At 70.9% G+C, this 20540-nt stretch carries 21 protein-coding genes; 10 read left to right on the top strand and 11 right to left on the bottom strand.

What is annotated here, in order from left to right; translation table 11 throughout:
* The first annotated feature begins 55 nt into the window (after window positions 1-55).
* Together AB0B02_RS03620 and AB0B02_RS03615 are read left to right on the top strand one after the other, a co-directional pair.
* Complete coding sequence (locus AB0B02_RS03620; RefSeq protein WP_357296598.1) at window positions 56-496, top strand: hypothetical protein; 441 nt, start codon at window positions 56-58, stop codon at window positions 494-496.
* A complete protein-coding gene (locus AB0B02_RS03615; RefSeq protein WP_357296597.1) occupies window positions 493-3789 on the top strand; it encodes a hypothetical protein in 3297 nt (1098 codons plus the stop codon). The genes AB0B02_RS03620 and AB0B02_RS03615 overlap by 4 nt, the downstream gene beginning before the upstream one ends.
* Before the next feature lie 52 nt (window positions 3790-3841).
* On the opposite strand, the gene AB0B02_RS03610 is transcribed toward AB0B02_RS03615, so the two are convergent.
* Window positions 3842-4891: a peptidase gene (locus AB0B02_RS03610; protein ID WP_357296596.1), complete on the bottom strand. Its 1050-nt coding sequence runs from the start codon at window positions 4889-4891 to the stop codon at window positions 3842-3844.
* 312 nt (window positions 4892-5203) lie between these two features.
* Between AB0B02_RS03610 and AB0B02_RS03605 the strand changes: the two genes are divergently transcribed.
* The gene (locus AB0B02_RS03605) at window positions 5204-5329 is read left to right on the top strand and encodes a hypothetical protein (RefSeq protein WP_357296595.1); all 126 of its coding nucleotides are present in this window, start codon (window positions 5204-5206) and stop codon (window positions 5327-5329) included.
* Window positions 5330-5379: 50 nt separating this feature from the next.
* Here AB0B02_RS03605 and AB0B02_RS03600 read toward each other — a convergent pair whose 3' ends face one another.
* The 4 genes from AB0B02_RS03600 to AB0B02_RS03585 form a co-directional block, all read right to left on the bottom strand.
* Window positions 5380-6102 (bottom strand): DUF305 domain-containing protein, encoded by a 723-nt coding sequence (locus AB0B02_RS03600; protein WP_281935009.1) that lies wholly within the window; start codon window positions 6100-6102, stop codon window positions 5380-5382.
* An 85-nt stretch (window positions 6103-6187) separates the two neighbouring features.
* Window positions 6188-6664, bottom strand: a complete 477-nt coding sequence (locus AB0B02_RS03595) for a hypothetical protein (RefSeq protein WP_357296594.1) — start codon at window positions 6662-6664, stop codon at window positions 6188-6190.
* Between the two features lie 16 nt (window positions 6665-6680).
* A complete protein-coding gene (locus AB0B02_RS03590; RefSeq protein ID WP_357296593.1) occupies window positions 6681-8762 on the bottom strand; it encodes a tetratricopeptide repeat protein in 2082 nt (693 codons plus the stop codon).
* A complete protein-coding gene (locus AB0B02_RS03585; protein ID WP_357296940.1) occupies window positions 8711-9118 on the bottom strand; it encodes a helix-turn-helix domain-containing protein in 408 nt (135 codons plus the stop codon). The genes AB0B02_RS03590 and AB0B02_RS03585 overlap by 52 nt, the downstream gene beginning before the upstream one ends.
* Window positions 9119-9365: 247 nt before the next feature.
* Between AB0B02_RS03585 and AB0B02_RS03580 the strand changes: the two genes are divergently transcribed.
* Window positions 9366-10667 (top strand): M23 family metallopeptidase, encoded by a 1302-nt coding sequence (locus tag AB0B02_RS03580; protein ID WP_357296592.1) that lies wholly within the window; start codon window positions 9366-9368, stop codon window positions 10665-10667.
* Between the two features lie 187 nt (window positions 10668-10854).
* Window positions 10855-11208, top strand: a complete 354-nt coding sequence (locus tag AB0B02_RS03575; RefSeq protein ID WP_357296591.1) for a nuclear transport factor 2 family protein — start codon at window positions 10855-10857, stop codon at window positions 11206-11208.
* A 119-nt stretch (window positions 11209-11327) separates the two neighbouring features.
* Here the strand turns inward: AB0B02_RS03575 and AB0B02_RS03570 are convergent, their stop codons facing one another.
* The gene (locus AB0B02_RS03570) at window positions 11328-12071 is read right to left on the bottom strand and encodes an alpha/beta hydrolase (protein WP_357296590.1); all 744 of its coding nucleotides are present in this window, start codon (window positions 12069-12071) and stop codon (window positions 11328-11330) included.
* Between the two features lie 57 nt (window positions 12072-12128).
* Here AB0B02_RS03570 and AB0B02_RS03565 point away from each other — a divergent pair, with 57 nt between their 5' ends.
* On the top strand, window positions 12129-13091 hold the full coding sequence (locus AB0B02_RS03565; protein WP_357296589.1) for a YafY family protein: 963 nt from the start codon (window positions 12129-12131) through the stop codon (window positions 13089-13091).
* A 77-nt stretch (window positions 13092-13168) separates the two neighbouring features.
* Here the strand turns inward: AB0B02_RS03565 and AB0B02_RS03560 are convergent, their stop codons facing one another.
* The 4 genes from AB0B02_RS03560 to AB0B02_RS03545 all read right to left on the bottom strand — a co-directional run bounded on the left by AB0B02_RS03560 (window position 13169) and on the right by AB0B02_RS03545 (window position 16425).
* A complete protein-coding gene (locus AB0B02_RS03560; RefSeq protein ID WP_281934998.1) occupies window positions 13169-13321 on the bottom strand; it encodes a hypothetical protein in 153 nt (50 codons plus the stop codon).
* Between the two features lie 45 nt (window positions 13322-13366).
* Complete coding sequence (locus AB0B02_RS03555) at window positions 13367-13936, bottom strand: AAA family ATPase (RefSeq protein ID WP_281934996.1); 570 nt, start codon at window positions 13934-13936, stop codon at window positions 13367-13369.
* Window positions 13937-13949: 13 nt separating this feature from the next.
* Window positions 13950-14753, bottom strand: coding sequence for a class I SAM-dependent methyltransferase (locus AB0B02_RS03550; protein WP_357296588.1), 804 nt, complete (start codon window positions 14751-14753; stop codon window positions 13950-13952).
* 73 nt (window positions 14754-14826) lie between these two features.
* Entirely contained in the window at window positions 14827-16425 is a 1599-nt protein-coding gene (locus AB0B02_RS03545) for a hypothetical protein (protein ID WP_357296587.1), read from the bottom strand.
* A 348-nt stretch (window positions 16426-16773) separates the two neighbouring features.
* On the opposite strand from AB0B02_RS03545, the gene AB0B02_RS03540 reads away from it, so the two are divergent.
* The 3 genes from AB0B02_RS03540 (at window position 16774) to AB0B02_RS03530 (ending at window position 18299) form a co-directional block, all read left to right on the top strand.
* Window positions 16774-17088 carry a hypothetical protein gene (locus tag AB0B02_RS03540; RefSeq protein WP_281934990.1) on the top strand — a complete coding sequence of 105 codons (315 nt, stop codon included), beginning with the start codon at window positions 16774-16776 and terminating at the stop codon, window positions 17086-17088.
* Window positions 17089-17253: 165 nt separating this feature from the next.
* The gene (locus AB0B02_RS03535) at window positions 17254-17604 is read left to right on the top strand and encodes a hypothetical protein (protein WP_357296586.1); all 351 of its coding nucleotides are present in this window, start codon (window positions 17254-17256) and stop codon (window positions 17602-17604) included.
* Between the two features lie 125 nt (window positions 17605-17729).
* Window positions 17730-18299, top strand: a complete 570-nt coding sequence (locus tag AB0B02_RS03530) for a GNAT family protein (protein WP_357296585.1) — start codon at window positions 17730-17732, stop codon at window positions 18297-18299.
* A 191-nt stretch (window positions 18300-18490) separates the two neighbouring features.
* Here the strand turns inward: AB0B02_RS03530 and AB0B02_RS03525 are convergent, their stop codons facing one another.
* Window positions 18491-19138 carry an XRE family transcriptional regulator gene (locus AB0B02_RS03525; RefSeq protein ID WP_357296584.1) on the bottom strand — a complete coding sequence of 216 codons (648 nt, stop codon included), beginning with the start codon at window positions 19136-19138 and terminating at the stop codon, window positions 18491-18493.
* 190 nt (window positions 19139-19328) lie between these two features.
* Here AB0B02_RS03525 and AB0B02_RS03520 point away from each other — a divergent pair, with 190 nt between their 5' ends.
* Complete coding sequence (locus AB0B02_RS03520) at window positions 19329-20540, top strand: helix-turn-helix transcriptional regulator (RefSeq protein WP_357296583.1); 1212 nt, start codon at window positions 19329-19331, stop codon at window positions 20538-20540.

Genomic DNA, 20540 nt, shown 5'->3' with positions numbered 1-20540 from the left:
CGTGGCGAAGGTCGGGCCAGTTCGAGATGTGATCGTGGGTGGGAAAGGGGTTTCCATGGCACTCGCACAGCGACGGATCGGCTCCGCAGGGCTACTGGTGGTAGTCACCGCGTTGGCCGGGGTGGCGACGAATGTGGTGACCGACAGCGGCGGTTGGGCGTGGGGCGTCGCTCTGGGTGTCGCAGTGGCGTCCGCCGCCGGACTGCAGATGTGGCTCACCTCAGGTGAACGCGATGCGAACGAGCCGTCCGAGCCGTCCGAGGTGTCCGAGCCTGCCAGCGGACCGGTGGTGGCGTCCGGCCCGGCCGCGGTGTCGGTCGGCGGTTCGCTGACCCGCGGCGCTCGTATCGTCACCAACGGTACCGGTCCGGCGGCGCCACCGGAACCAACGGCGCACGACGGCACCACCGCGCGTGGGCCTGGCGCGGTGGCGATCGGCCGCGATGCCTCCGGCGAGATTCAGGCAACCGGCAAGATCATCGATGAGGGGTCGTGACCGAACCAGCGCGTATCGCCAACGCGTCCGGTGCCGGTTCGGTCGCCGTCGCCGGAGATGTCGTCAACAGCACCATCACCACCTACGCGACGACCGTTCCCGAGCTGCCGATCGAGGTCGCCTTTCTCGACCCCGCCCCGATATTCGCCGATCTGGAGACCGACCGGTTTGTCGGGCGGGAGTGGCTGGTCGTCGAACTCGATGACTTCCTGCGGCGCCATGCCTGCGGCTACTTCTGGCTCGAGGCCGATGCCGGGGTAGGTAAGTCGGCGCTGGCAGCCCGGCTTGTGTCGGACCGAGGCTGGCTGTGTCACTTCGCGCGGCAGAGTTCCGGCCGTAGCGCCGTGGCGCGGCAGAACCTGGCCGCGCAGGTACTCCGGCGGTTTCCGCACACCGGCCTCGCGGCAGCCGGCATCGTCCCGGCCTGGGCGACGACACCGGAGGGCTTCGGTGTGTTCCTGGCCTCGGCCGCGAGCCGCCTGGCCGCCACCGGTGAGCGGATCGTCCTGGTGATCGACGGACTCGACGAACTGGACGGGGAAGCCCACCAGCTCCCGCTGGGACTACCCGCGGTGTTACCTGAAGGCGTCTTCGTCATCGGCACCTACCGCACGGGACATCCACCCGCCGTTGCCGACAGCGCGCACACCACTGTGACCATCGCGGCTCAGGACGAGCGCAACCGTGCCGACCTGCGAACCTTCCTTGACCGAGCGGTGCGGGAGCCACCGCTTCGGCACGCCCTCGACGCCGCCGGTGTGGACCGTCAGCAGTTCATCGACCGCCTCACCGTCGCCTGCCAGGGCATCTGGATATATCTGCGCTACCTGCTGGCCGAGATCAAACTCGGGCTGCGTGGCTTCGACAATATCGATGATCTGCCCGGCACTCTGTGGGACTACTACCTGCGTCAGGTTCACCATTGGCGGGCAGGACGCGACTGGGAGCACCGTCTCCCGATCCTCGGCCTGCTCACCGCCGTCGACGAGCCGATCACCGCCCAGGCCGTCGCGGATCTGACGGACGGCGAGGTGGCTACCGTCCGGCGGTTCTGCGACGGCCCACTCCGCCCGTTCCTCACTGTTGCCGGCCGGCCCCGGGCCTACCGCATCTATCACGTCAGCCTCCGCCAGTTCCTGAACGGGCGCCTGCCCACCGGTCCCACGCCGGACGACCGGGAGGTCGTGGCGGCGGAGTTGGCCGACGCAGTCCGGCAGGCGCACAGCCGCTGTGCCGACGCCTGTCAGGTGGCACCGGTCTCGTTCGGTGACGGCTATGTGGCCCGGCATCTGGTCCGGCACCTGGCAGCGTCCGGCCGGATGTCCGAAGTCCACGACCTTCTCGCCCGCGGCAGCACCGATGCTGATGGCCGGCCTGCCAATCTCTGGTACGCCACGCACCTGGCAGCGGCGTCCGGCGACACCTACCTTCTCGACGTGGGCACGGCGCTGGCCGATGCCGTCCGGGCCGTCGACACCGCGCTCGCCGCCGGCCAGCCGCCGCAGCGCCTGCCCGAGGAACTGCGCTACCGGCTCATCCAGGTCAGCGTGCACGACATCGCCAACCGCATCCCCGCCGCTCTGCCCGGCGCGCTCGTCGGCGAGGGTCTGTGGGAACTGTCCCGGGCGGCCATGCTGGTGCGCTGGATGACGCAGCCGACCGACCGCGCCCGCGCCCTCGCCGGGCTCTGCCCGTACGTCCCGGAGCCTGACCGTCCCAGCCTGGTCGCCGAAGCCCTGGTGTCGGCGAATGCCATCCCGGTGACCTACGCGAACGCCTGGGACATCGCGGCGGCGCTGGGCCAGATCGCCGCGGTCGCACCACCCGCGCTGCTGGCCCGCGTCTGGGAGGCCGCGTGCCGGATCAGGGACCACGACTTCGGTCCCTGGGTACGTGCCGTCGTCCTGCCGCATCTGCCACTGCCCGAGCGCCGGACGGCCACCGCAGAGGCGCTCGGCAGCGACTTCGGCTATCTCGGCGCCCTGATACCGATCCTCGTGGAGACTGCCCCGGACCCGGCGCGACTACTACGCCCATGGCTCAACCTGGCCGAACTGTCGATCGACGCGTTACGCGAACTGAAGGAGCTTCTGCCGTCCGCGGCACGGCGCGAGGTGTTGGCGGCGTATCACCGCACGGGCAACCTCTCCGAGCCGGCCCGGAGCACGGCGCGCGCCACGCTGACCGTCCTGTTGAACGAGAATGAGCGTTCCCAACGGTGCCGAAAATTGCTGACGGCGTACGGGAATGAGGAAGCAAGCCTCAAGATCGCGCCGGATCTGCTCCGGCTGGTGCCACCCGCCCTGCACCCGGCGTTGTTCGATCGGATCCGCAACGACCGGGGGAGCATGGATATCACCGAAGCCGTGGAAGAGGACATGGCCATGGCGTCCGGGCACACCGCGGACTGGAACGACGTCATGGCCCGCCAGCAGATACTTGCCGAACGCCTGGTCTGCGTCGCGGACCTGCTGCCGGACGACATCCTCGACGAGGCGGTCAGCCGGGTCGCCGCCTCGGCCCGCGGGGGGTCCCATCATTTCCCGCTGCCCCTGCCCCGTTTCGCGCAGGCTGCGGCGGTCCTGCCGGACCGGCATCTGCCGGTCCTGATCGCTTCGGCTGGCCCGGTTGAGCTAGCCGTACTCGCGTCGGCCGTACCGGAGAAACATCTCGATGCCGTGCTGCGGCAGGCGCATGACCATCCGGCTGTGGCGGCGGCTGTCGTTCCCCGGATCACCGACCCGGTGCGGCGCCGGACACTGCTGTCCGACGCGATCAACCGGGTGATGGAACCGCAGAAGCCCAGCCCGGTCTCGCTGGCCGCGTTCCGGAACTCGCCGCCGCCCACGACCGACACCCCCCAGCCGTCCAGCTACGACGAACCGGCCCTCGCCGCCATCGCCCGGCTGATCGACGAAGCACCCGGACTGGACGCCGGAAACATCCTTGACCGGGCCGCCATGCTTGCCCGCAAGCGATGGTGGCTCAGGCCCTCCGCCGTGGCGGCGGTCGGGCCCAGACTACGGCCAGAGGCGCTTGAGGAAGCCATGCGACAGTTCCAGCCGGACGAGCAGACGAACGTCGCGCCGGTGATGGTCGGGCTGGCCGCAGCCGCACCCGGTGTCGGCGATTCCGAGCTGCTCGCGTTTCTGCGCCGGATGCTGCCGGAGAACAACCGGGCCACGTTCATGGAAATGCTCGACGTCGCGGCATCGCGGCTGGCCCGGATAGCCGGCCCGGCCCACGCGACCACCTGTGCCACCGCGATCGAGGAGTGTTTTGCCTGGTGGTGACGGCACCCCGCCGGGCGCGTGACGACGCACCCGGCGGGCAGTTCCGGCAGGATCAGGAAGAGATGTTGCGAACGGTGTTGTAGAGGCCGGCCACCTGGTTGCCGTAGTACGGCGAGTACATGTACTGCGGAAGGTTGTTGTACTTGAAGTCGTTGTGTCCGTTGATGAGGCCCCAGTTGCCGTCGAACGCCATGAGCCAGGGACCACCCGAGGAGCCACCGGTCATGTAGTTCGTCATGTAGATGGTGCCGCCGCCACCGTCGTAGGTCGGGCCGTTCTCGGCCCAGAGGGTCTGCCCGTTGAACGGGGAGGCCTGCGGATATCCGAAGGCGTAGTCGTACTGGCCGAGCGCCTGGTTCCAGGCGATGCCCTGGCCACCGAGGTAGTCGGTGATCCGCCAGCCGTTGACCCGTCCGATGACCGCCGAGCCGACGTCGTTGGCGAAGTCGCCGTTGTTGTTGTACCAGGCGCTGGTGGTCCAGAGCCCCGTGGCGTACCAGTAGCCGTACGGCGCCGAGCCGTTGACGTAGTTCGGGACGAAGGCCCAGTTCGTGGCCCACTGGAGGTTGCCGGTCATGCAGTGACCGGCGCTCCACACCGAGGACTTGCCCTCGGTGTTCACGACCGCGGCCGAGCAGACGTAGTTGAGGCCGCTGAGCGTGAAGAAGACCTTGCCGGTGGTCCGGGCGGTCGGGTGTCCGACCGGGTAGGCCGGGTCGTAGGCGTCGGTGCCCATCTCGGGCAGGTCAGCTCGGGGCTTGGCCACGGGCGGAGCCGGCGCCACGCTGCCCGCCGTGCCCTGCGGACGGCTCGCAGCACCGGTGACCTGGCCGGGGCGGGCGTTCTTCACCGCCGGGATCTCGCTTTCCGGCAGCGCCGCGCGCATCCGATCCGGGGTCCAGTAGGCGGCCAGCGCGGCGGCGCGGGCGTCGACGCCGGTGCCGTGGGCGGTGCGGGCGACCTCGGGGCTCAGTTGCGCGACCACGCCGACGACGCCCTTGTGGGACGTGTCGGGCTTCGCCTGGGCGGTGCCCGCGGTGGTGAGCGTCACCGCGGACAACGCGGTGACCAGCGCGAGGCTGCTCAGCAGTCTCCGGGACATTCTCCCTGCCTCTCCGGGTGGGGTGTGGGGGAGATAGAAAGATACGACGGAGAAGCGGAGAAGCAGTCATCAAAATGCGTCGGATGTCATCTGGAGAAAGACCTCGCCAAGCGAGCAAACATTGACCTGCTTGACTGAGATGGGTGAAGCGGTGTTACTCCCGACATTACGCCAAGCAGGCAGTGGGAATTAATATCGATGTCATCAATTTTTATCAGAGTCGGCCTCGGTCGGCGCTTGGCTGACGTCATGGTAGATCACTTATGCGCTTGATCCAACCGCCACCTCGGCTTGTGAAGTGCGGCGGCACCCGTGGCAGTTATCGCATTGATGCAGGTCATCCAAAATGGATCAGGAGGCGGACGGCTGATGACCCACTGCCACAACCCGTACCACGCCGAGACCGGCACGATGATCAACCTCGGGTACCTGGCCTGAACCGGCGCGGTGACCGGGCGTCCACGCGGACCCGGCCACCGCGCTCCCGGTCAGATCCGGGCCAGGATGGACTTCATCGTGTCGATCTCGGCCCGCTGGCTGGTGCTGATCCGCTCGGCGAGGGCCTTCGCGTCACTGTTGGCGCCCTGGGCGGCCTCGGTCCGGGCCATCGTGATCGCGCCCTCGTGGTGGGCGATCATCATGGTGAGGAACCGCTTGTCGAAGTCCCGCCCCGAGGCCGCCGCCAGCCGGGCCATGTCGACGTCGGACATCATCCCCGGCATGCCGTGATCCATCCCCGGCATCCCGGAGCTGGTCGGGCTGGCGCTGTCACCGTGGCCCATGCCCGGCATGCCGCTGTTGCCATGATCCGCGCCGGGCATGCCACTGCCAGGGGTGGCGCTGCCGCTTCCGGTCGGCACGGGCGCGCCCCAGGCGCGCAGCCAGCCGCTCATCGTGGCGATCTCCGGTGCCTGGGCGTCCTTGATCTGGGCGGCGAGCTGCTTGACCTGCGGGTCGGCGGCCCGGGTGGCGGCCAGGTCGGCCATGGCCACGGCTTGCTGGTGGTGCGGGATCATCATCTGCGCGAACATCACGTCCGCCGCGTTGTGCGCCGAGGCGGACGCGGCGTCGGACGCGGCGGTGGCGGTGGGCGTGCTGTGGCCGCCGCCGGCCGCACTGTGGTCGTCGCTGCCGCAGCCGGTCAGGACGACGGCGGCGGTGGTGAGGCTGACGCCGGCCACGAGGGCACGACGCAGGATGCTACGGGTCATGACGAGGTAAGCCTTTCGGAGTCGGTGAACGTGCGCGGAAGCGATCGCGCGGACACCCCCTGGGGATGTCGCGGCGGAGTCGCTCCTATACCCGCAGCACCGACACCGCGGCGACGCGTTGACCCAGCCGGGATGCCGTGGGCGGTCCCCGGGAGGCGGCCGGAGACGACCAGCGCAGACGGCCGGGCGCGGAAACCGTCCGTGTCACCAACAGCGCCGCGGCGAGCGCCAGCGCCGTCCCGAACGCGCCGATCACCGCGAGGCACACGGCCCAGCCCGGCAGGTGTCCCGGCGTACCGTCCGGCGCGGCGGCCAGCCTGGGGCACCCGTCGCCGGCGCACCCGCTCGGGACGGCGCCGCTCATCGCGGCAGCGCCGCTCGTCAGGTCCGCTGCCGGTGCCGTCGCCGGATGCGCGCCCGGGCGCATGCCATGCCCGGCGTGGCCGCCGGGCATCGCCAACTGGTGACCCAGGCTGTGCATCGCCGCGAGCCCGATCAGGGTGGCGGCCAGCAGCAGGAAGCGGACGACCCATCCGCCCCGCGTCGCCGACACACCGGTCACGGCCATCACGCTACCGTCACCCGGTCTCGCGTACCGGCTTCGAGGCGCTCGTCCACCGGGCGAGTCGTTCGCGGGCCCTGACGATGTCGGGATGGCTCCTCTCGAGCACCGTGAGCCGGTCGGTGAGCACCCTCTTCAACAACGCCACCGCGAGGTGCGGATTCCCCTGCTCGCCGTACAGTTCGGCAAGTGACGCCTCAGTGGTGAGGGTGTCCGGGTGGTGCGTGCCGAGGGCTTCCCGACAGTCCTTGACGAGCTGCTGCATGTCGCGCAGTGCCCGGGCGGAGTCACCGGCGGCGGCACGCCATCGGGCCAGTCGGTACCGGGTCGCGAGCGTGTCGCGATGCTGGGCGCCGAGTACGCGACGACGGTCGTCGAGCAGCGATTCGAATGCCGCCGCGGCGGCTGCCGGCTCACCCGCTTCCCCGAGCCAGTGGGCGAGATGGTGTCGGGTGTCAAGCGTGTCCGTGTGGTCGTCGCCGAGAATGCGGACGCGATCCATCAGGACCGACCGGAGTGCCGCGACGGCGCCGCGCGGATCGCCTGCGTAGCCGAGCCATCCGGCCAGGCTGTTGCGGTTGTTGAGGGTGTCCGGGTCGTCCGGGCCCAGAATCCGGATTCGATCGGCCAGCAGTGCGCTGAGTTCCGCGACCGCTCGCTGCGGCGCACCCGCGCGCCCGTGCCAGCCGGCTGCGTGGTGGCGCGCGTTGAGTGTCTGTCGGTGGCGTGGCCCCAGTGCCCGTTGGCAGTCCGCGACGAGCCGCTGGGCCGCAGCGGCGGCGTTGCTGGGTGCCCCGGCTTCGCCGCGCCAGAACGCAAGGTCGCCACGGGCGGCGAGCGTGTCCGGATGGTCTTCGCCGAGGAGTCGCGACGCCGTCTCGTTCAGCCATTGCGCGAGTCGTACGGCCGCCGCCACGTGACCGGCTCGACCGAGGCTGGTGGTTGCCCGGAACAGCAGCGGGTGCACGCCGTCGCGGACGAGTTGGTCGCCGGCGTGCCGGTGGAGTGCGAGCGCGTTGGAGTGCAGAATTTCTTCCGGTATGTCGTTGCCGCCGGTGTCGAGCCAGATGGCGTTGAGCGCGTCTGCCGCCGCACGGAGTGCGTGTCGCCGCCGAGAACTGCCGAGGCCGTCCCGGGTGGCCCGCTGGACCAGGGCGTGCACCCTGACCACAGCCGCCGAGTCGTCGACGGTCACCAGGTTCAATCGGTGCAGGCTGCCCAGCGCGTCGGAGGCGTCGCCGGTTCGGAGTTCGGCGGTCGGTCGCCGCCGGGCGAGGTAGGCGCGGACGGCTGCGTGCTCGAAGAGCACGACCGGGATGCCGTTGGGATCCAGCCAGGCGGCCGTGTCCAGTAGGGGACGCGCCAGGCCCTTCGGGCGCAGACGGTCGGCGAGCCGGACCGACAGTGACCAGGTCGCGCTGACGGCGGCGTGATAGTCGTCCGGCAGGGCGTCGGGCTCGGGCAGGAGGTCGGCGAGTTTCGCGAGCCTGGCGGTGAGGCGCCGTCGGTACTCCTGGCAGGTCAGTCCGCGATCCTGGATGTAGGCGGCGGCCTGACCCATCGCCACCGGCAGGTGTCCAAGGTCGTTGGCCAGTTGGGCCGCTCCGTGCATGCGCTGTGGAGCGGTGGCGAACTTCTTGGTGAGGTACGCCATCGATTCGGCCGGGGTGAAGGGTTGCACGGTGATGAACCGACGGCCCTCGTGGGCCAGGGCGGCGTCGCGACGCCTCGTCGTGACCAGAGTTCGACCGTGGGCGGTGTTCGGCGGCCAGAGATCGGCGATGTCGCCGGGAGCCGCCAGATCGTCGAGGACGACGAGCCATCGCCGGTCGGTGCTGGCGGCCCAGGCCAGGAACCTGCGGGCCGCCTCGGTGTCGTCCATCTGGTCGGCGCCGGTGGCGAACTGGGCGGCTTGCGCGTAGGCCGCGACGATGCCGTGGCGGTGGGCGGCATTGGCCCAGACCAGCATGTCCAGGGCGCCTCGGGTCCACAGGTCGAGGGCGTGGGCGACGGCCATCTGGGTCTTGCCCACACCGCCCAGCCCGGTCAGGACCGACGTCGGTTCGGAGTTGGTCGTACCCGGGCGGTCAGCGGCCAACTCGCTGCTGATCGGCCGGCGCTGCCAGCAGTCGGCGGCGTGGGGTACGACACCGATGCGACACGGCCAGTGCGGCTCCCCGGTGCGGTGGACCCGGGTACGGGTCGGGGCGGCCGGGGCACCGGCGAGTCCCGCATCCGCTCCGCGTAGGTGCGCGCGGCATTGACGTCGTATTCGGTTCCACCGAGTGCCTCGGCGATGGCGGCTGCCGCGTCGGGGCTCGGCCGCTTCCGGCCGCGGAGGACCTCACTGAGGAAACCGACCGAGTATCCGGACCGGGCGGCGACCGCCCGCAGTGAGGGGACGGCCCCGCGACCGGATGTCTCAGCGGGGGCGCGGAGGCGCTGCCAGAGCACCAGAATCTCGGCCTCCCACGCCTCCGACACCCCGCCATTGTCCAGCTCTGCGTAGTCGACAACAACGCTCCGTGTCGGTACTCCCTGCTGGTGCGCCGTTCACCGTTCGCTCATGATCGCTCGTTGGTCCACCGTCACCGCAGCTCAAGCCCCCTGCTGGGGCGACCGTGTTCGCTGTCCACACCGTTGACGAGCCCCGGTGCCGACGCTTGGCGAAACACCCGTACGAGCTAGAAGGGAAACTCGGATGAGACCTCAACTGATCGGCCGCCGGGTGGCGGTGGTCAACCTGGTGGCGTCGCTGATCGCCATGGCGAGCGCGCTCGCTCCCGCCTCCGCCTCCGCCGCCACCGACGGCGACCTGTGGTGGCCCTCGAACGGAACGGTGACCGGCACGTGCGGCGAGCCCCGTCCGACCCACACCCACAAGGGGACGGACATCGCCCGCAGCCCCTCCACCGAGGTGTACGCCGCCTACGACGGCACCGTCCGGTGGAACGCCGTCGGCGCCGACCCCGCCGGCTACGGCAACTATCTCGACGTCGTCCACGCCAACGGCTGGTCGACCCGCTACGCGCACCTGCGGGAGACGCCCACGGCTCCGCTGGTTCCCAACGGCGCGACGGTGAGCCGCGGGCAGCTCATCGGGCACACCGCGGTCAACGGTGACTCCACCGGGCTGCACGTCCACTTCGAGATCCTCAAGAACGGCGCCTTCCAGTGCTCGGCCAACGCGGGCCGGGGCACGGTGATCACCGCGAAGACCCGGACCTCGATCAACATCGGTGCGACCTCCGGCGCGGAACCGGTCACCAACGGCGCCGGCGTGCACATCACCGGCCCGAACTCCTACACCGACGTGTCAAGCACCGGCCAGGTCTACGCCTGGAACGGCGGCTACTTCGGCGGTTCGCCGACCGGCTACTCCGGGCGCTTCACCGATGCGAAGGTGACGTCGGACGGGGCAGGTTACTGGCTGCTCACGTCGATCGGGCAGATCTACGCCTACGGCAACGCGCCGTACAAGGGCGGCAGCCCCACGGGATACAGCGGGGAGATCGTGGCCATGGCCGCGACGCCGGACAACCAGGGCTACGTCATGCTGAGCGCGACGGGACAGGTCTACGCCTACGGCACGCCGTACCGGGGCGGCAGCCCGGGCGGCTACTCGGGGAGCTTCGTCGACATCGAGATGACCCCGGACGGCGGCGGCTACTGGTTGCTCACCTCGATGGGGCAGGTCTACGCCTACGGCAACGCCGCCTACCTCGGCGGCTCGCCCACCGGGTTCAGCCGGGCAATCGTCGCCATGTCGCGGACGAGCGACGGCCTCGGCTACGTCCTCGTGAGCAAGGCCGGACAGATCTACGCGTACGGCAACGCCCAGTACCAGGGCGGCTCACCGGCCGGCATCACCGGAGAGATCGCCGACGTCAGCTACCGAACCGACGGCCAGCCCGGCTACGTGATGGTCTCCACCACCGGGCAGCACTACGCCTACAACACGCCCTTCCTCGGTAACCCCACCGGAGCGAGCGGCGTCTTCTAGCAGGGGCAGCCGAGTCGGCCGGTCGCTGCCGAGGCGACCGGCCGACTCGGCGACTGCGGGAGGCGGCGTCGCATCGCCGGGCGCGCGGCCGGACCCCTCCGCCTCGATCCCGCTCGGCACGGCGACCGCGGTTCTGCCGCGAGCGAACCCGCTTGTCCCGCGGTCGTGCGCTGGAGAGGATCGACGGATGGATCTCCATACTGCGGAACGGCAGCTCCAAGCCGCGCAGCGCGCCGGTGACGTCGAGGCCCTCGACGCGCTTCTGCACCCCCGGGTCGTGGGTGCCGGGCCGGACGGCTCGGTCTTCACGAAGCAGGACGACCTGGAGAGTCACCGCTCGGGGGCGCTGCGCATCACCCGCCTGGTGGAGGAGTCGCTCGACGTCCAGGAAGACGCCGAGACGGGGGTGACCCGCATGGTCGCCGCGGTGGATGCCGTCCAGGGCGGTGCCGTCGTGTCCGCGCGGTTGCGCTACACCCGGCTGTGGGTGCGTGCGGACGGCAACTGGCGGGTGTTGGCCGCCACCTTCGCCCCGGTCTAGAACCTCGGAAGTCGACCCGCTGGGCCGCCACGCACGGCGTCTGCGGCCTCTTGCTGCCCCGCCTCGATTGCGCGCCGGCGCCCGGTTGACCTCGGTGCTGGTCGCCCGGGCGCCGCGGGCTATGCCGTCGGTCTGGCCTGGTGCAGGATCCGGGCCAGCTCGGCCGGTCGGCTGAGCATCGGCCAGTGCCACGTCGGCAGTTCCTCGTACCGCCACGAGTCGCCGCCCATGTGCCGACACAGCGGCACGGTGGCGGCCATCCCGCGTGCCTGCTCGACGGTGAAGCTCGACAGCACGCCGAGGCGGGGCAGCTTCTCCCACGCCCCGGTGAGCCGCACCGGGCTGGTGGCGGTCGCCCACGGTTGGGCCGTCGACCGCTCGCCGAGCAGCGCGACGACCGATTCATCCACATCTGCTGCGCCCGCCGCCAGGTCGGCCCAGGGCGGGGGTGGCAGCCGCCAGCCGTCACCGTGCTCGGCCACCACCGCCGCGTTGCGTGCACGCTCCCGGGGTGGGTTGAAGTCGTCGTTCGTCGCCCCGTCGGGCAGGGGGCCGGTGTCGACGAAGACCAGTTGGGCGATCCGGTCGGTCATGCGGTCGGCGGCGGCGGTCGTCACGACCGCGCCGGCGTAGCTGTGCCCGACGAGGACCACGTCGTGGAGGTCCTCGTAGCGCAGCAGGTTGACCACGTCGGTGACGTGGACGTCGAGGTCGGTGTCCGGGCGGGCCAGGTGGGCGCGCTCGCCCATGCCAGTCAGGCTCAGCGGGTACACCTCGTGGCCGTGCCCACGCAGCGCGGCGGTGACCGGGCGCCAAGCCCACGCGCCGAGCCAGAACCCGGGAACCAGTACGAAGGTCGTCATGCGGTGCACGCTACGATCAATACCGGACAGATTCCGCCCGGATAAGGAGTCAGATTTTTGGCCCGGCCCACCGCGCGTGTCCTGGCGTTGCTGGAGATCCTCCAGGCCGGCGGCGGCTTCACCGTCGCTGACCTGGCCGGTCGGCTGGGCGTCGACGAGCGCACGGTCCGCCGCTACGCCGCGCACCTCGCCGACCTCGGCATCCCGGTCGAGGCCCGGCGCGGTCGCTACGGCGGGTACCGGCTCGCGCCCGGATACAAGCTGCCGCCACTCATGCTCACCGACGAGGAGGCGGTCGCGGTCATGCTCGGGCTCGTCGCCGCGACCCGGGCGGGGCTGGTCACCGCCGAAGGCGCGGCCGCCGAGAGCGCGACCGCGAAGATCCGCCGGGTACTGCCGGCCGTCCTCGCCCGGCGGATCGACTCGCTGTTGGACACCGTGGACTTCACCGCACCGGTCCGGAAGTCCGCCCCGCCCGGCATCGAGGTGCTGCTGGTGCTCGCCGAAGCGGCCCGACACCAGCAACCGGTGAGCATCACCTACACCACCTGGCGCGGCCGGGCCGGCGAGCGACAGCTCGACCCGTACGGGCTGGTCTTCCACGCCGGCCGGTGGTACGTCACCGGTCACGACCACGACCGCCGGGCCGTCCGCACGTTCCGGCTCGACCGCATCGGGACGGCCCGCCCCGCCCAGGGCCGGTTCGACATCCCGGCCGGCTTCGACCCCACCACGCGGGTACTCGCCGGTCTGGCGGCCGTGCCGTACGCGCACGACATGTCCGTGGTGCTGCACACCAGCCTGGCGCGGGCGCAGCGACGGATCCCACCGTCGGTCGGCACGCTCACCGAGGTGCCCGACGGCGTACGCCTCACCGCCCGGGTCGAACGGCTCGACGGGGCGGCACAGATGCTCGCCGGGCTCGGCTGGTCCTTCACGATCGACCGACCGGACACACTCAGGGACGAGGTGCGGGCGCTGGCAGCCCGACTGCTCACCGACGCCGACGCCGGAGGGTGAACGGCTCCGGAGGCGAAGCGCCGATTCCCAGGTCAGCGCGTCCGGGTCCGCCGCGAAGGCGCGCGTACCGCGGAAGCTCACCAGCGGCGGCTGCCGGGCCGACGGCCGGCGCCGGTCGCGGCGGGCCGGCCGACCGGTGCCGTCGGTGGGGTGCCCGACGCGCAGTGCACCAGGTGCGTGGTCGGGGCCGCGGCGGTCGCGCCGGTCGTCCGGCGGAGCGTGGCCTCCACGAGATCCTCGCCGAGGCTACGGGAGGTCTCGTCACTCGGGGCGGCTCAGAAGGGTCGACCGGTAGGTCCGTGATCGATGGCTGCGGTGTGCCGTTGGATGAACCTGACGCGTGAGGCGACGTCGCTTCTGGGCAGGGTGTGGAGTTCGTAGCCGTGTTGGGTGTAGGCGGCGACCACCGCGTCATGGGTACGCACGGCTTCGGCGAAGTCTTGGTCTCGTTCGCTGTCGGTGGTGTAGATCCGCGGCCAGGGCGGGGCGACGAACACACGCTGGTGATAGCGGAACAGCCGTGCTGCGGCTGTCACGTGCGCGGGGACGGGCTGGCCGAGTAGGAGGTGGTAGCCGACGAGGTCCGGGATGCCGCGGTCGAAGAAGACGGGGCCGGGATGCCGACTGGCTTGGCGGTAGGAGCGGATCTCCCAGCTGAGCATGACCTCGGCGAACAGTCGTGAGTCCCCGGTGTGCAGCGCCTGGCCGCCGATCGAGAGCTGGTCCTGGATGATCTGTCGCCCCGCTTCGTCGACGCAGGCGTGACCGGCACGCCGCAAGCTGTCGATCAGCGTGGTCTTGCCGGCTCCGGGGCCGCCGGTAATGACGATGTACCTGCTGCTCACGTCGTCCCCTCTGCTAGGTGCCCACTCCCGGTGCTGCTCGACGCCGTGCCGTCGCCGGGGCTGGACGTCGGGCGCGGAGGAACGCCGTCGCCATCGTGCGCCGGGTGGGCGTGCCGGCCGCGACCAGGGCGGTCATGTACGTGTCGAGACGCGCGCGCTCGTCGTCGGTCAGGGCGGCGGCGATCGCTTCGCCGTACGTGGGGACCAGGGGGTTGGGCGCCACGCGCTTGAGTGCCTCCCAGTCCTCGATCGGGTCGGCGGGCACGTCGACCCGGGCCCGGTAGTCCAGTTCCACCGCCTCGAAGCCGGCGGCCGTCGCCCAGTCGACCAGGTCACGTTCGTCGAAGTCCATCATGGGTCGCGTGGTTTCCCCGCTCCGGTAGACGTCGCCGACCTTGGCGACCAGGTCGTGCACGGGCGAGTTGCCGGTGCCGAACGGATCATCCAGCCGGAGCCGTTCCGCGAAGCGGTTGATGGGCTCGAACAGGGAGATCCGTCCGCCCGGCCGCAGGACCCGGAGGAACTCCGCGAAGGCGGCGGCCTTGCGGTCGGAGTAGATGAGCACCGACCGGGTGGTCACGACGTCGACGGAGGCGTCAGCGATTCCGGTGAGGTCGTCGGCCGGCGCGACCACGAAGTTGCACCGCACGTCACCGCCGGCGGTGCGCCGGCACTCGTCGAGCACGTCGGGCGACACATCGCTGAAGATGACGTGACCGTCCGGGCCGAGTCGATCCCGCGCGTGGCGGGCGCGCAGCCCCGCGCTGTTGCCTTCCCGGCGGGTCAGCAGCCACTGTGCCCACTTGTCCGGCGCCACCGGGTCAGCGTAACCCCGCCACTCGGCCCCGGGCGTGGACCGGTTCGTCCCGCGAGACCGCGCCCGGCCTCGTTCAGCGGCGGGCCGCGGCGAGGAGTTGCGGCGGCAGCCGGGTCCACCAATCCGCGATCGCCTGGGCCTGCGGTGGGTACGGCCGGCCCGTCGAGCCGGCCTCGACCTCGCGCAACAGGTCCCGGTGGCCGTCGGTGGCCATGCCGTAGGCCAGGGCCCGCAGGATGCCGTCATCCAGCGTTGACGGCGCTCGCCTTGCCTGCTGCCGTTGGGCGGCCAGGACGCGCTGCCATCGTCCGGCGTCCATCCGCGCCCGCCAGTGGGGGGTGGCGCTGGCGGCGGCATGCCGTAGAGGTGGCGTCGCCGCCGGGTCGACCAGCAGCCCGTAGACCAGCTCCCGGTGGTCCGGGGTCTTCAGGAGAGTCAGCATCCGCAGCGTCGAGGCGACCAACCCCGGGCCCCAGTCCTTCAGGCGTCCCTGCATCTCCCCGAGGGCGGCTGAGGCCAATGGCCAGCGGTACGGGGTGGCGGCCACCAGCATGACGGAGTAGAGCCTCAGATCGGCGTTGGGGCTGTGCATCGCCTCTGCGATCAGGGCGGGAAACACGTCGTCGGCCTCGGGAGGCTCGACGGGCAGCAGACCCCGGGCCCGACGGACCAGGTTGTCGACCAGGACTCCCGGGTCGGCGGGGACGCCCTGCGGGAGGGCCGGGCCGCCGTCGTGGTGGAGGGCGGCCAGTTGGGCTCGCAGGCCGTTCTCGTGCGGTAGGAGGCGGGCCATCCCGGTGAGAAGTTCGCCGCTGAGTGCTTGCACCGCCGGATCAGGCCCGGAACCGGCCAGCAGACCCCGGGCAGCGGCGGTGAGCCGCCGCCATTCCGGCGCTGTCCGAAAGTGGCCGGCGCGAAGCTTGCGTATCGCGGCCAACAGGGCGCCCTGATGCGCCAACTCGTTGTGCGGATTGTCGAGCTGGTCGAGCACGTAGCGGTTCGCGCGCCGATCCGCGGTGGCGTCCAGCAGGGACAGCGGAGTGATGAACACCGGGACGGCCCGATCGTCGACCATGGCCGTGCAGGTCCGGACCGCCGCGGGGCCTCCGTCCGGATGTCCCAGCAACCGGCTCATCGCCTCCTGTCGCAGCAGCCACTCCCGACCCTCGGCGATGACAAGTTCACCGAGCAGGTGGTGGCACATCTCGTCCCAGAGCGTGGGCGGGTGCAGCACCAGGCCGGGACGGCGCCCGATCTCCGCGGTCAGCTCGTCCCAGGCAGCGCCGGTCATCGCGTACGGCACGCGGGCCTGAGCAAGCAGGTCGTGCCACCGCCTCGAAACAGAGGTCTCCGTGACCCGCACGTCACCCTCGTAACGGCGCGTCCCGGTGTCGTCGAGGTCACCGTAGAAGCGGTGCACGGCGTCGCTGACCGTGGTGAGGGTCAGCTCGGGCAGCCCCAGGAGGCGTTCGTAGCAACGGAGCACGGTCCGGTTGACCGGCAGGTCACCGCGTTCCCAGCGGGTGATCTGCGAGGGGGCCAGGTCGCGCCCGGAGTCCGCGGCGAACGCCCGGGCGAACTCTCGTCCCGAGCGCAGCCTCTGATCTGCCCCCAGAAGCCGGTTGGCCCGCAGCATCCAGCCGATCCGTCGCCGAGGCGCGAGGGGAAGCATGTCCCCAAGGTGCCGGGGTGGTCACTCGTTGTCAACATCCCATCGCGGTGCGCACGTGCGGGTGCGGCCGTTGCACGGCTGTCTTCGCGCGCAACGGTCCGGAGTGGAGAGCCGGGCGTGGGCGAAGCTTCGACGGAGGGCAGCCGCCGACGCACCAGGGAAGCCGGGTGGACGGTGAGGCGGCACGACGAGGAGGAGAAGCAGATGTTCCGGATCAAGCGCCACGACAGAGACGTATCCCGGAGCGGGCGGGCCGGCGACAGGGGCGATGCCGCTGCCGGAGCGACCGCACGGCGCCGAAGCCGTGTCCCGGCGCGGCTCGCCGCGGTCGTCGCGGTTGGTGCCACGGTGCTCAGCCTGACCGCTGCTCCGGCCCATGCCAGCTGGCACGCCGCCAACGTCGGCGGCAGCGGCGTCAACGTCCGTGACTGCTACCACCCGACGAAGCCGCCCTGGCCGGGCACCTCATGCAGGCTTCAGGCCACGCTGGCGCCCGGCACCGCCGTGCACGTCGTCTGCCAGTACGTCGGCGAACTGGTCAACGGGGACACCATCTGGGACTACATCGTGTATCCGGGCGGCGAGGGCTACGCCGCCGACTACTACATCGACACCCACACCACCTGGTATCGGATGCCGTGGGTCGACGAGTGCGACTACTGACGTCTCGCGGGCGACGCGGCACGGGCAGCCGGGCCCGGTGAGCACCTGACGGGGCCCGGCACCCCAACTCAGACGCAGCGGAGGTCCTGCCCGGTCGGACAATGGACTCGAAAGCGCCGGCTCGATGAGGCGTAGCAGGTCGTGCTCCGGGGAATCCTGACGACCATGGCGTCGTACTCGGTGAACAACTCGGCCGTCGCCCGCGCTCGGCGGCTCATCGAAGCCCGGCAGTACGTTCTCGACAGCGACTGGGGTGCCGTGCAACCCCGGGCGAGCGACGAGAACGCCTACCTCGACGCGCACTCGTGGACCGAGTACGGCGAGTGGTTCCTCGCCTGCACGGACGGGGCGAGCGAGGAGACGAAGGGGCGCTACGCCTTCGCGTACGGCGACTTCCGTCGGGTCCACCGCTCCGGGCTCATCGCCTGCGTCTACCGCGCCTCCGAGTGGCGCCACAAGGACGTCGAGTTGGCTGCGCACGAGCTGCTGCAACTGCTCGACCGCACCGCCGGCTGACCGCCCTTCCCGACCTCGCCGCCGGCTGCGCCGTGTACTGCGGTGACCCCGGCCCCGGCGTGGTCACCGCGCGGAATCGCTGCGCGGGGCAGCGGGCGGTTCGGGCCGTCACTACGGTGCGGAGGATGGACAGCTCCCATCCGCCGGTGGTCGGCGTCGTGCACGAGGCGCCCGGTTCGACCGTACGACTGCGTCCGGTGGCCGAGGACGATCTGGCGATGCTGCGCCGGTTCGCGGTCGAACCTGGGCTGATCGGGCTCGACTGGGCCGGCTTCCGGGACGCAGCCGCCCCGGCCCGCCGCTTCGCCGAGGACGGCTATCTCGGCGAGCAGGTCGGCGGCCTGATCGTCCAGGTCGATCCGCCGGACGTTCCGGCGGGTTACCTCAGCTACCAGCAGCGCCAGGGCGGCGGGCGGGCGCCGTACTGGGAGATCGGCATCGTGCTGCTGCCCGAGTGGCGCGGCCGGGGGCTCGGCTGGCGGGCCCAGGCGCTGCTCTGCGACTACCTGTTCAGCCACACCCCGGCGCAGCGCATCCAGGCCGGCACCCATGCCGAGAACGCCGCCGAGCAGCGGTCGCTGGAGAAGGCCGGTTTCCAGCTGGAGGGGGTCCTGCGGGCCTGCGAGTTCCGGGCCGGCGCCTGGCGGGACGGATGGCTCTACAGCCGGTTGCGCGACGACCCGTCACCGCTGTGACCGGATGACTCGGCGTCCCCCGGGCCGGGGCCGAGCCGGGTCAGAGCTGCGCCACCTGGACCGTCGCTGGCAGAGACCCGTGTCGATCTCGCAGGGTAGGTGCGCTTTCCATGGTCCTTGTGCTCGGCGGTGAATGCCAGACGGATCATCGGGCGGGTGGAGGGTGTGGGCTGGACCCCCACGGAGCCACGCTACATCGCTCGCGTGTTGTAGCGATCGAGCGTCGCCTTGGATGTCGACGCGTCCTGGAAGACAAGCTCCCATGGGCCGGTGTTGACGTCCATGTCCTTGCCGAAGCCGATCCACTTCCCGGCCATCCGTCGGCCGGTGGGCTCGGCGATGAGTTGGATTGCCCCGTGGTATCTGGCACCCCGGTAGTAGCCGGTGGGGTCGGTCTGCTCGACCCAGGTGCCGGTGACGACGGCACCGTCGACGCTCAGGTCGAGCGAGAGCGACGATGACGCCGAGCCGGGCAGGCTGCGCGCGGTCAGCCTGTCGGCGTGCTGGAGCAGCACGACGAAGTGTTGTCCGGCGAAGGAGTCTCCCCGCCCACTGGAGTAGAACTGGTAACGGCTGAGCCACACGCCCTCGTACGATCGGTGGGCCGAGGTGGGCTTGGCCGTCGGTGTGGGCGTGGCCAGGTCGGACACGGGAGAGGTCAGATCGTGGCCGCCGTGCTCGTCGTCGGTGACGTGCCCGTTGGGCACTGCGGCGAAGCCCAGGAGCGAGATGGGTAGCCCGGTGACGACTTCCAGCGCGCGGGCGTAGTCGCCCTGGCTCATCCGCAATTCGGTGCGGACGGCGCGCAACGCGGTGTTGGAGACGGCCACGACCACCACGGTAGTGCTATGTCGCCGTAATGTCGCCGACCGTCCGGCTGGCTTGTTCTCCTGTGCCGTCGCGGGCGCTGACAGTCCGCTGAATGATCTGGCTGGAGTGTGGGACTGATGAGGTGACCGGAGGACCGGTAGCGTGGACTGACGCGGCCGGTGGGCCGGTGGTGCGTTCCGCGCTACGAGGAGGTCCGGGATGGATTCCTTGCCGGAGTTGACGTTCGGGCAGCGACTGAAGGTCTACCGGGAGCGGTCCGGGAAGACGAGGGCGGTGCTCGGCGGGCTGGTGGGGCGCAGCGCCGAGTGGGTCAAGGCGGTCGAGACGGATCGGATCCTGCCGCCGCGGGTGCACATGCTGGACCGTATGGCGCGTGCTCTCAAGGTCGACGTGTCTGCCCTGGTCGGGGAGTTGAGCGACCGGTCGGCCGTGGTGAACGGGCCGGAACATCCGGCGTTGGCGTTGGTGCGGGACGCGGTGAACCGCTTCTCGCTCTCCGCCGACGCGCCTCCCGAGCCTTTGTCCACCCTCAGAACGCGCCTCGACGCGGCATGGCGGGCACGTCATCAGGCGTCGGATCATCGGACGGTGCTGGGCGGTCTGCTACCGGGGCTGCTGCGGGACGTGCAACGCGCCGCCCTGGGGTACGAGGGCGGCGAGCGTCGGCAGTCACAGGCACTGTTGGCGGAGACGCTCGGGCTGGCCCAGATGTTCCTCGCCTACCAACCCGCCGCCGAGTTGCTGTGGCGGGTCGCCGACCGGGCGATGGTGGCGGCACAGGAGTCCGGGGAGCCGGAGGCGGTGGCGGGCGCGGGGTGGTTCCTGTGCCAGGTGCACCGGGACGCGGGGGATTGGGACACCGCGATGGCGGTGACCCTGGACGTTCTGTCGGTCCTGGAGCCGCACACAGCCGACGCGAACGCCAATCTGTTGGCGTTGTGGGGTGCGGTGAACTTCGAGGCCGCCTACACCGCCGCGCGCGCCGGTGAGGAGGGTCGGGCCTGGCGGTTCTGGGACCGCGCCGACCGGGTGGCGCATCGACTGCCGCCGGACTTCTACCAGCCGCAGACGTCGTTCTCGCGGGTCGTCATGGGCGCTCACGCGGTCACGGTGTCGGTGGAGTTGCAGAAGTCCGGTGAGGCGGTGCGGCAGGCACGCCGCCACGACGCGGCGGCAATTCCGTCGAGGCCCCGCCGGGCGCGTCACCTCATCGAGGTCGCGCGGGCGCACCACGGCAAGAACGACATGGAAGCGGCAGTAGGTTTCCTCGGACGGGCGTACCAGTCGGCGCCGGAGACGATCCGCTTCAACGGGTACGCCCGTCAGATCACGCTGGACCTCCTCGACGGCCCACGGTCCACCCGGGAGGAGGCCCGTGACCTCGCGATGAAGGTCGGGCTCGTCGCGTGA

Origin of the sequence: Micromonospora sp. NPDC049240 (genome assembly GCF_040647835.1) — a bacterium.
Lineage (GTDB): Bacteria > Actinomycetota > Actinomycetes > Mycobacteriales > Micromonosporaceae > Micromonospora.
Note: the sequence above shows the minus strand (reverse complement) of the source record. Positions and strands in the feature narration are given on the sequence as shown.

Bases quoted from the DNA above. Each gene is read 5' to 3' on its own strand.
- AB0B02_RS03520 (WP_357296583.1), top strand. From the start codon at position 19,329: ATGGATTCCTTGCCGGAGTTGACGTTCGGGCAGCGACTGAAGGTCTAC.
- AB0B02_RS03610 (WP_357296596.1), bottom strand. From the start codon at position 4,891: ATGTCCCGGAGACTGCTGAGCAGCCTCGCGCTGGTCACCGCGTTGTCC.
- AB0B02_RS03545 (WP_357296587.1), bottom strand. From the start codon at position 16,425: ATGCTTCCCCTCGCGCCTCGGCGACGGATCGGCTGGATGCTGCGGGCC.
- AB0B02_RS03570 (WP_357296590.1), bottom strand. From the start codon at position 12,071: ATGACGACCTTCGTACTGGTTCCCGGGTTCTGGCTCGGCGCGTGGGCT.
- AB0B02_RS03580 (WP_357296592.1), top strand. From the start codon at position 9,366: ATGAGACCTCAACTGATCGGCCGCCGGGTGGCGGTGGTCAACCTGGTG.
- AB0B02_RS03575 (WP_357296591.1), top strand. From the start codon at position 10,855: ATGGATCTCCATACTGCGGAACGGCAGCTCCAAGCCGCGCAGCGCGCC.
- AB0B02_RS03620 (WP_357296598.1), top strand. From the start codon at position 56: ATGGCACTCGCACAGCGACGGATCGGCTCCGCAGGGCTACTGGTGGTA.
- AB0B02_RS03600 (WP_281935009.1), bottom strand. From the start codon at position 6,102: ATGACCCGTAGCATCCTGCGTCGTGCCCTCGTGGCCGGCGTCAGCCTC.
- AB0B02_RS03530 (WP_357296585.1), top strand. From the start codon at position 17,730: ATGGACAGCTCCCATCCGCCGGTGGTCGGCGTCGTGCACGAGGCGCCC.
- AB0B02_RS03535 (WP_357296586.1), top strand. From the start codon at position 17,254: ATGGCGTCGTACTCGGTGAACAACTCGGCCGTCGCCCGCGCTCGGCGG.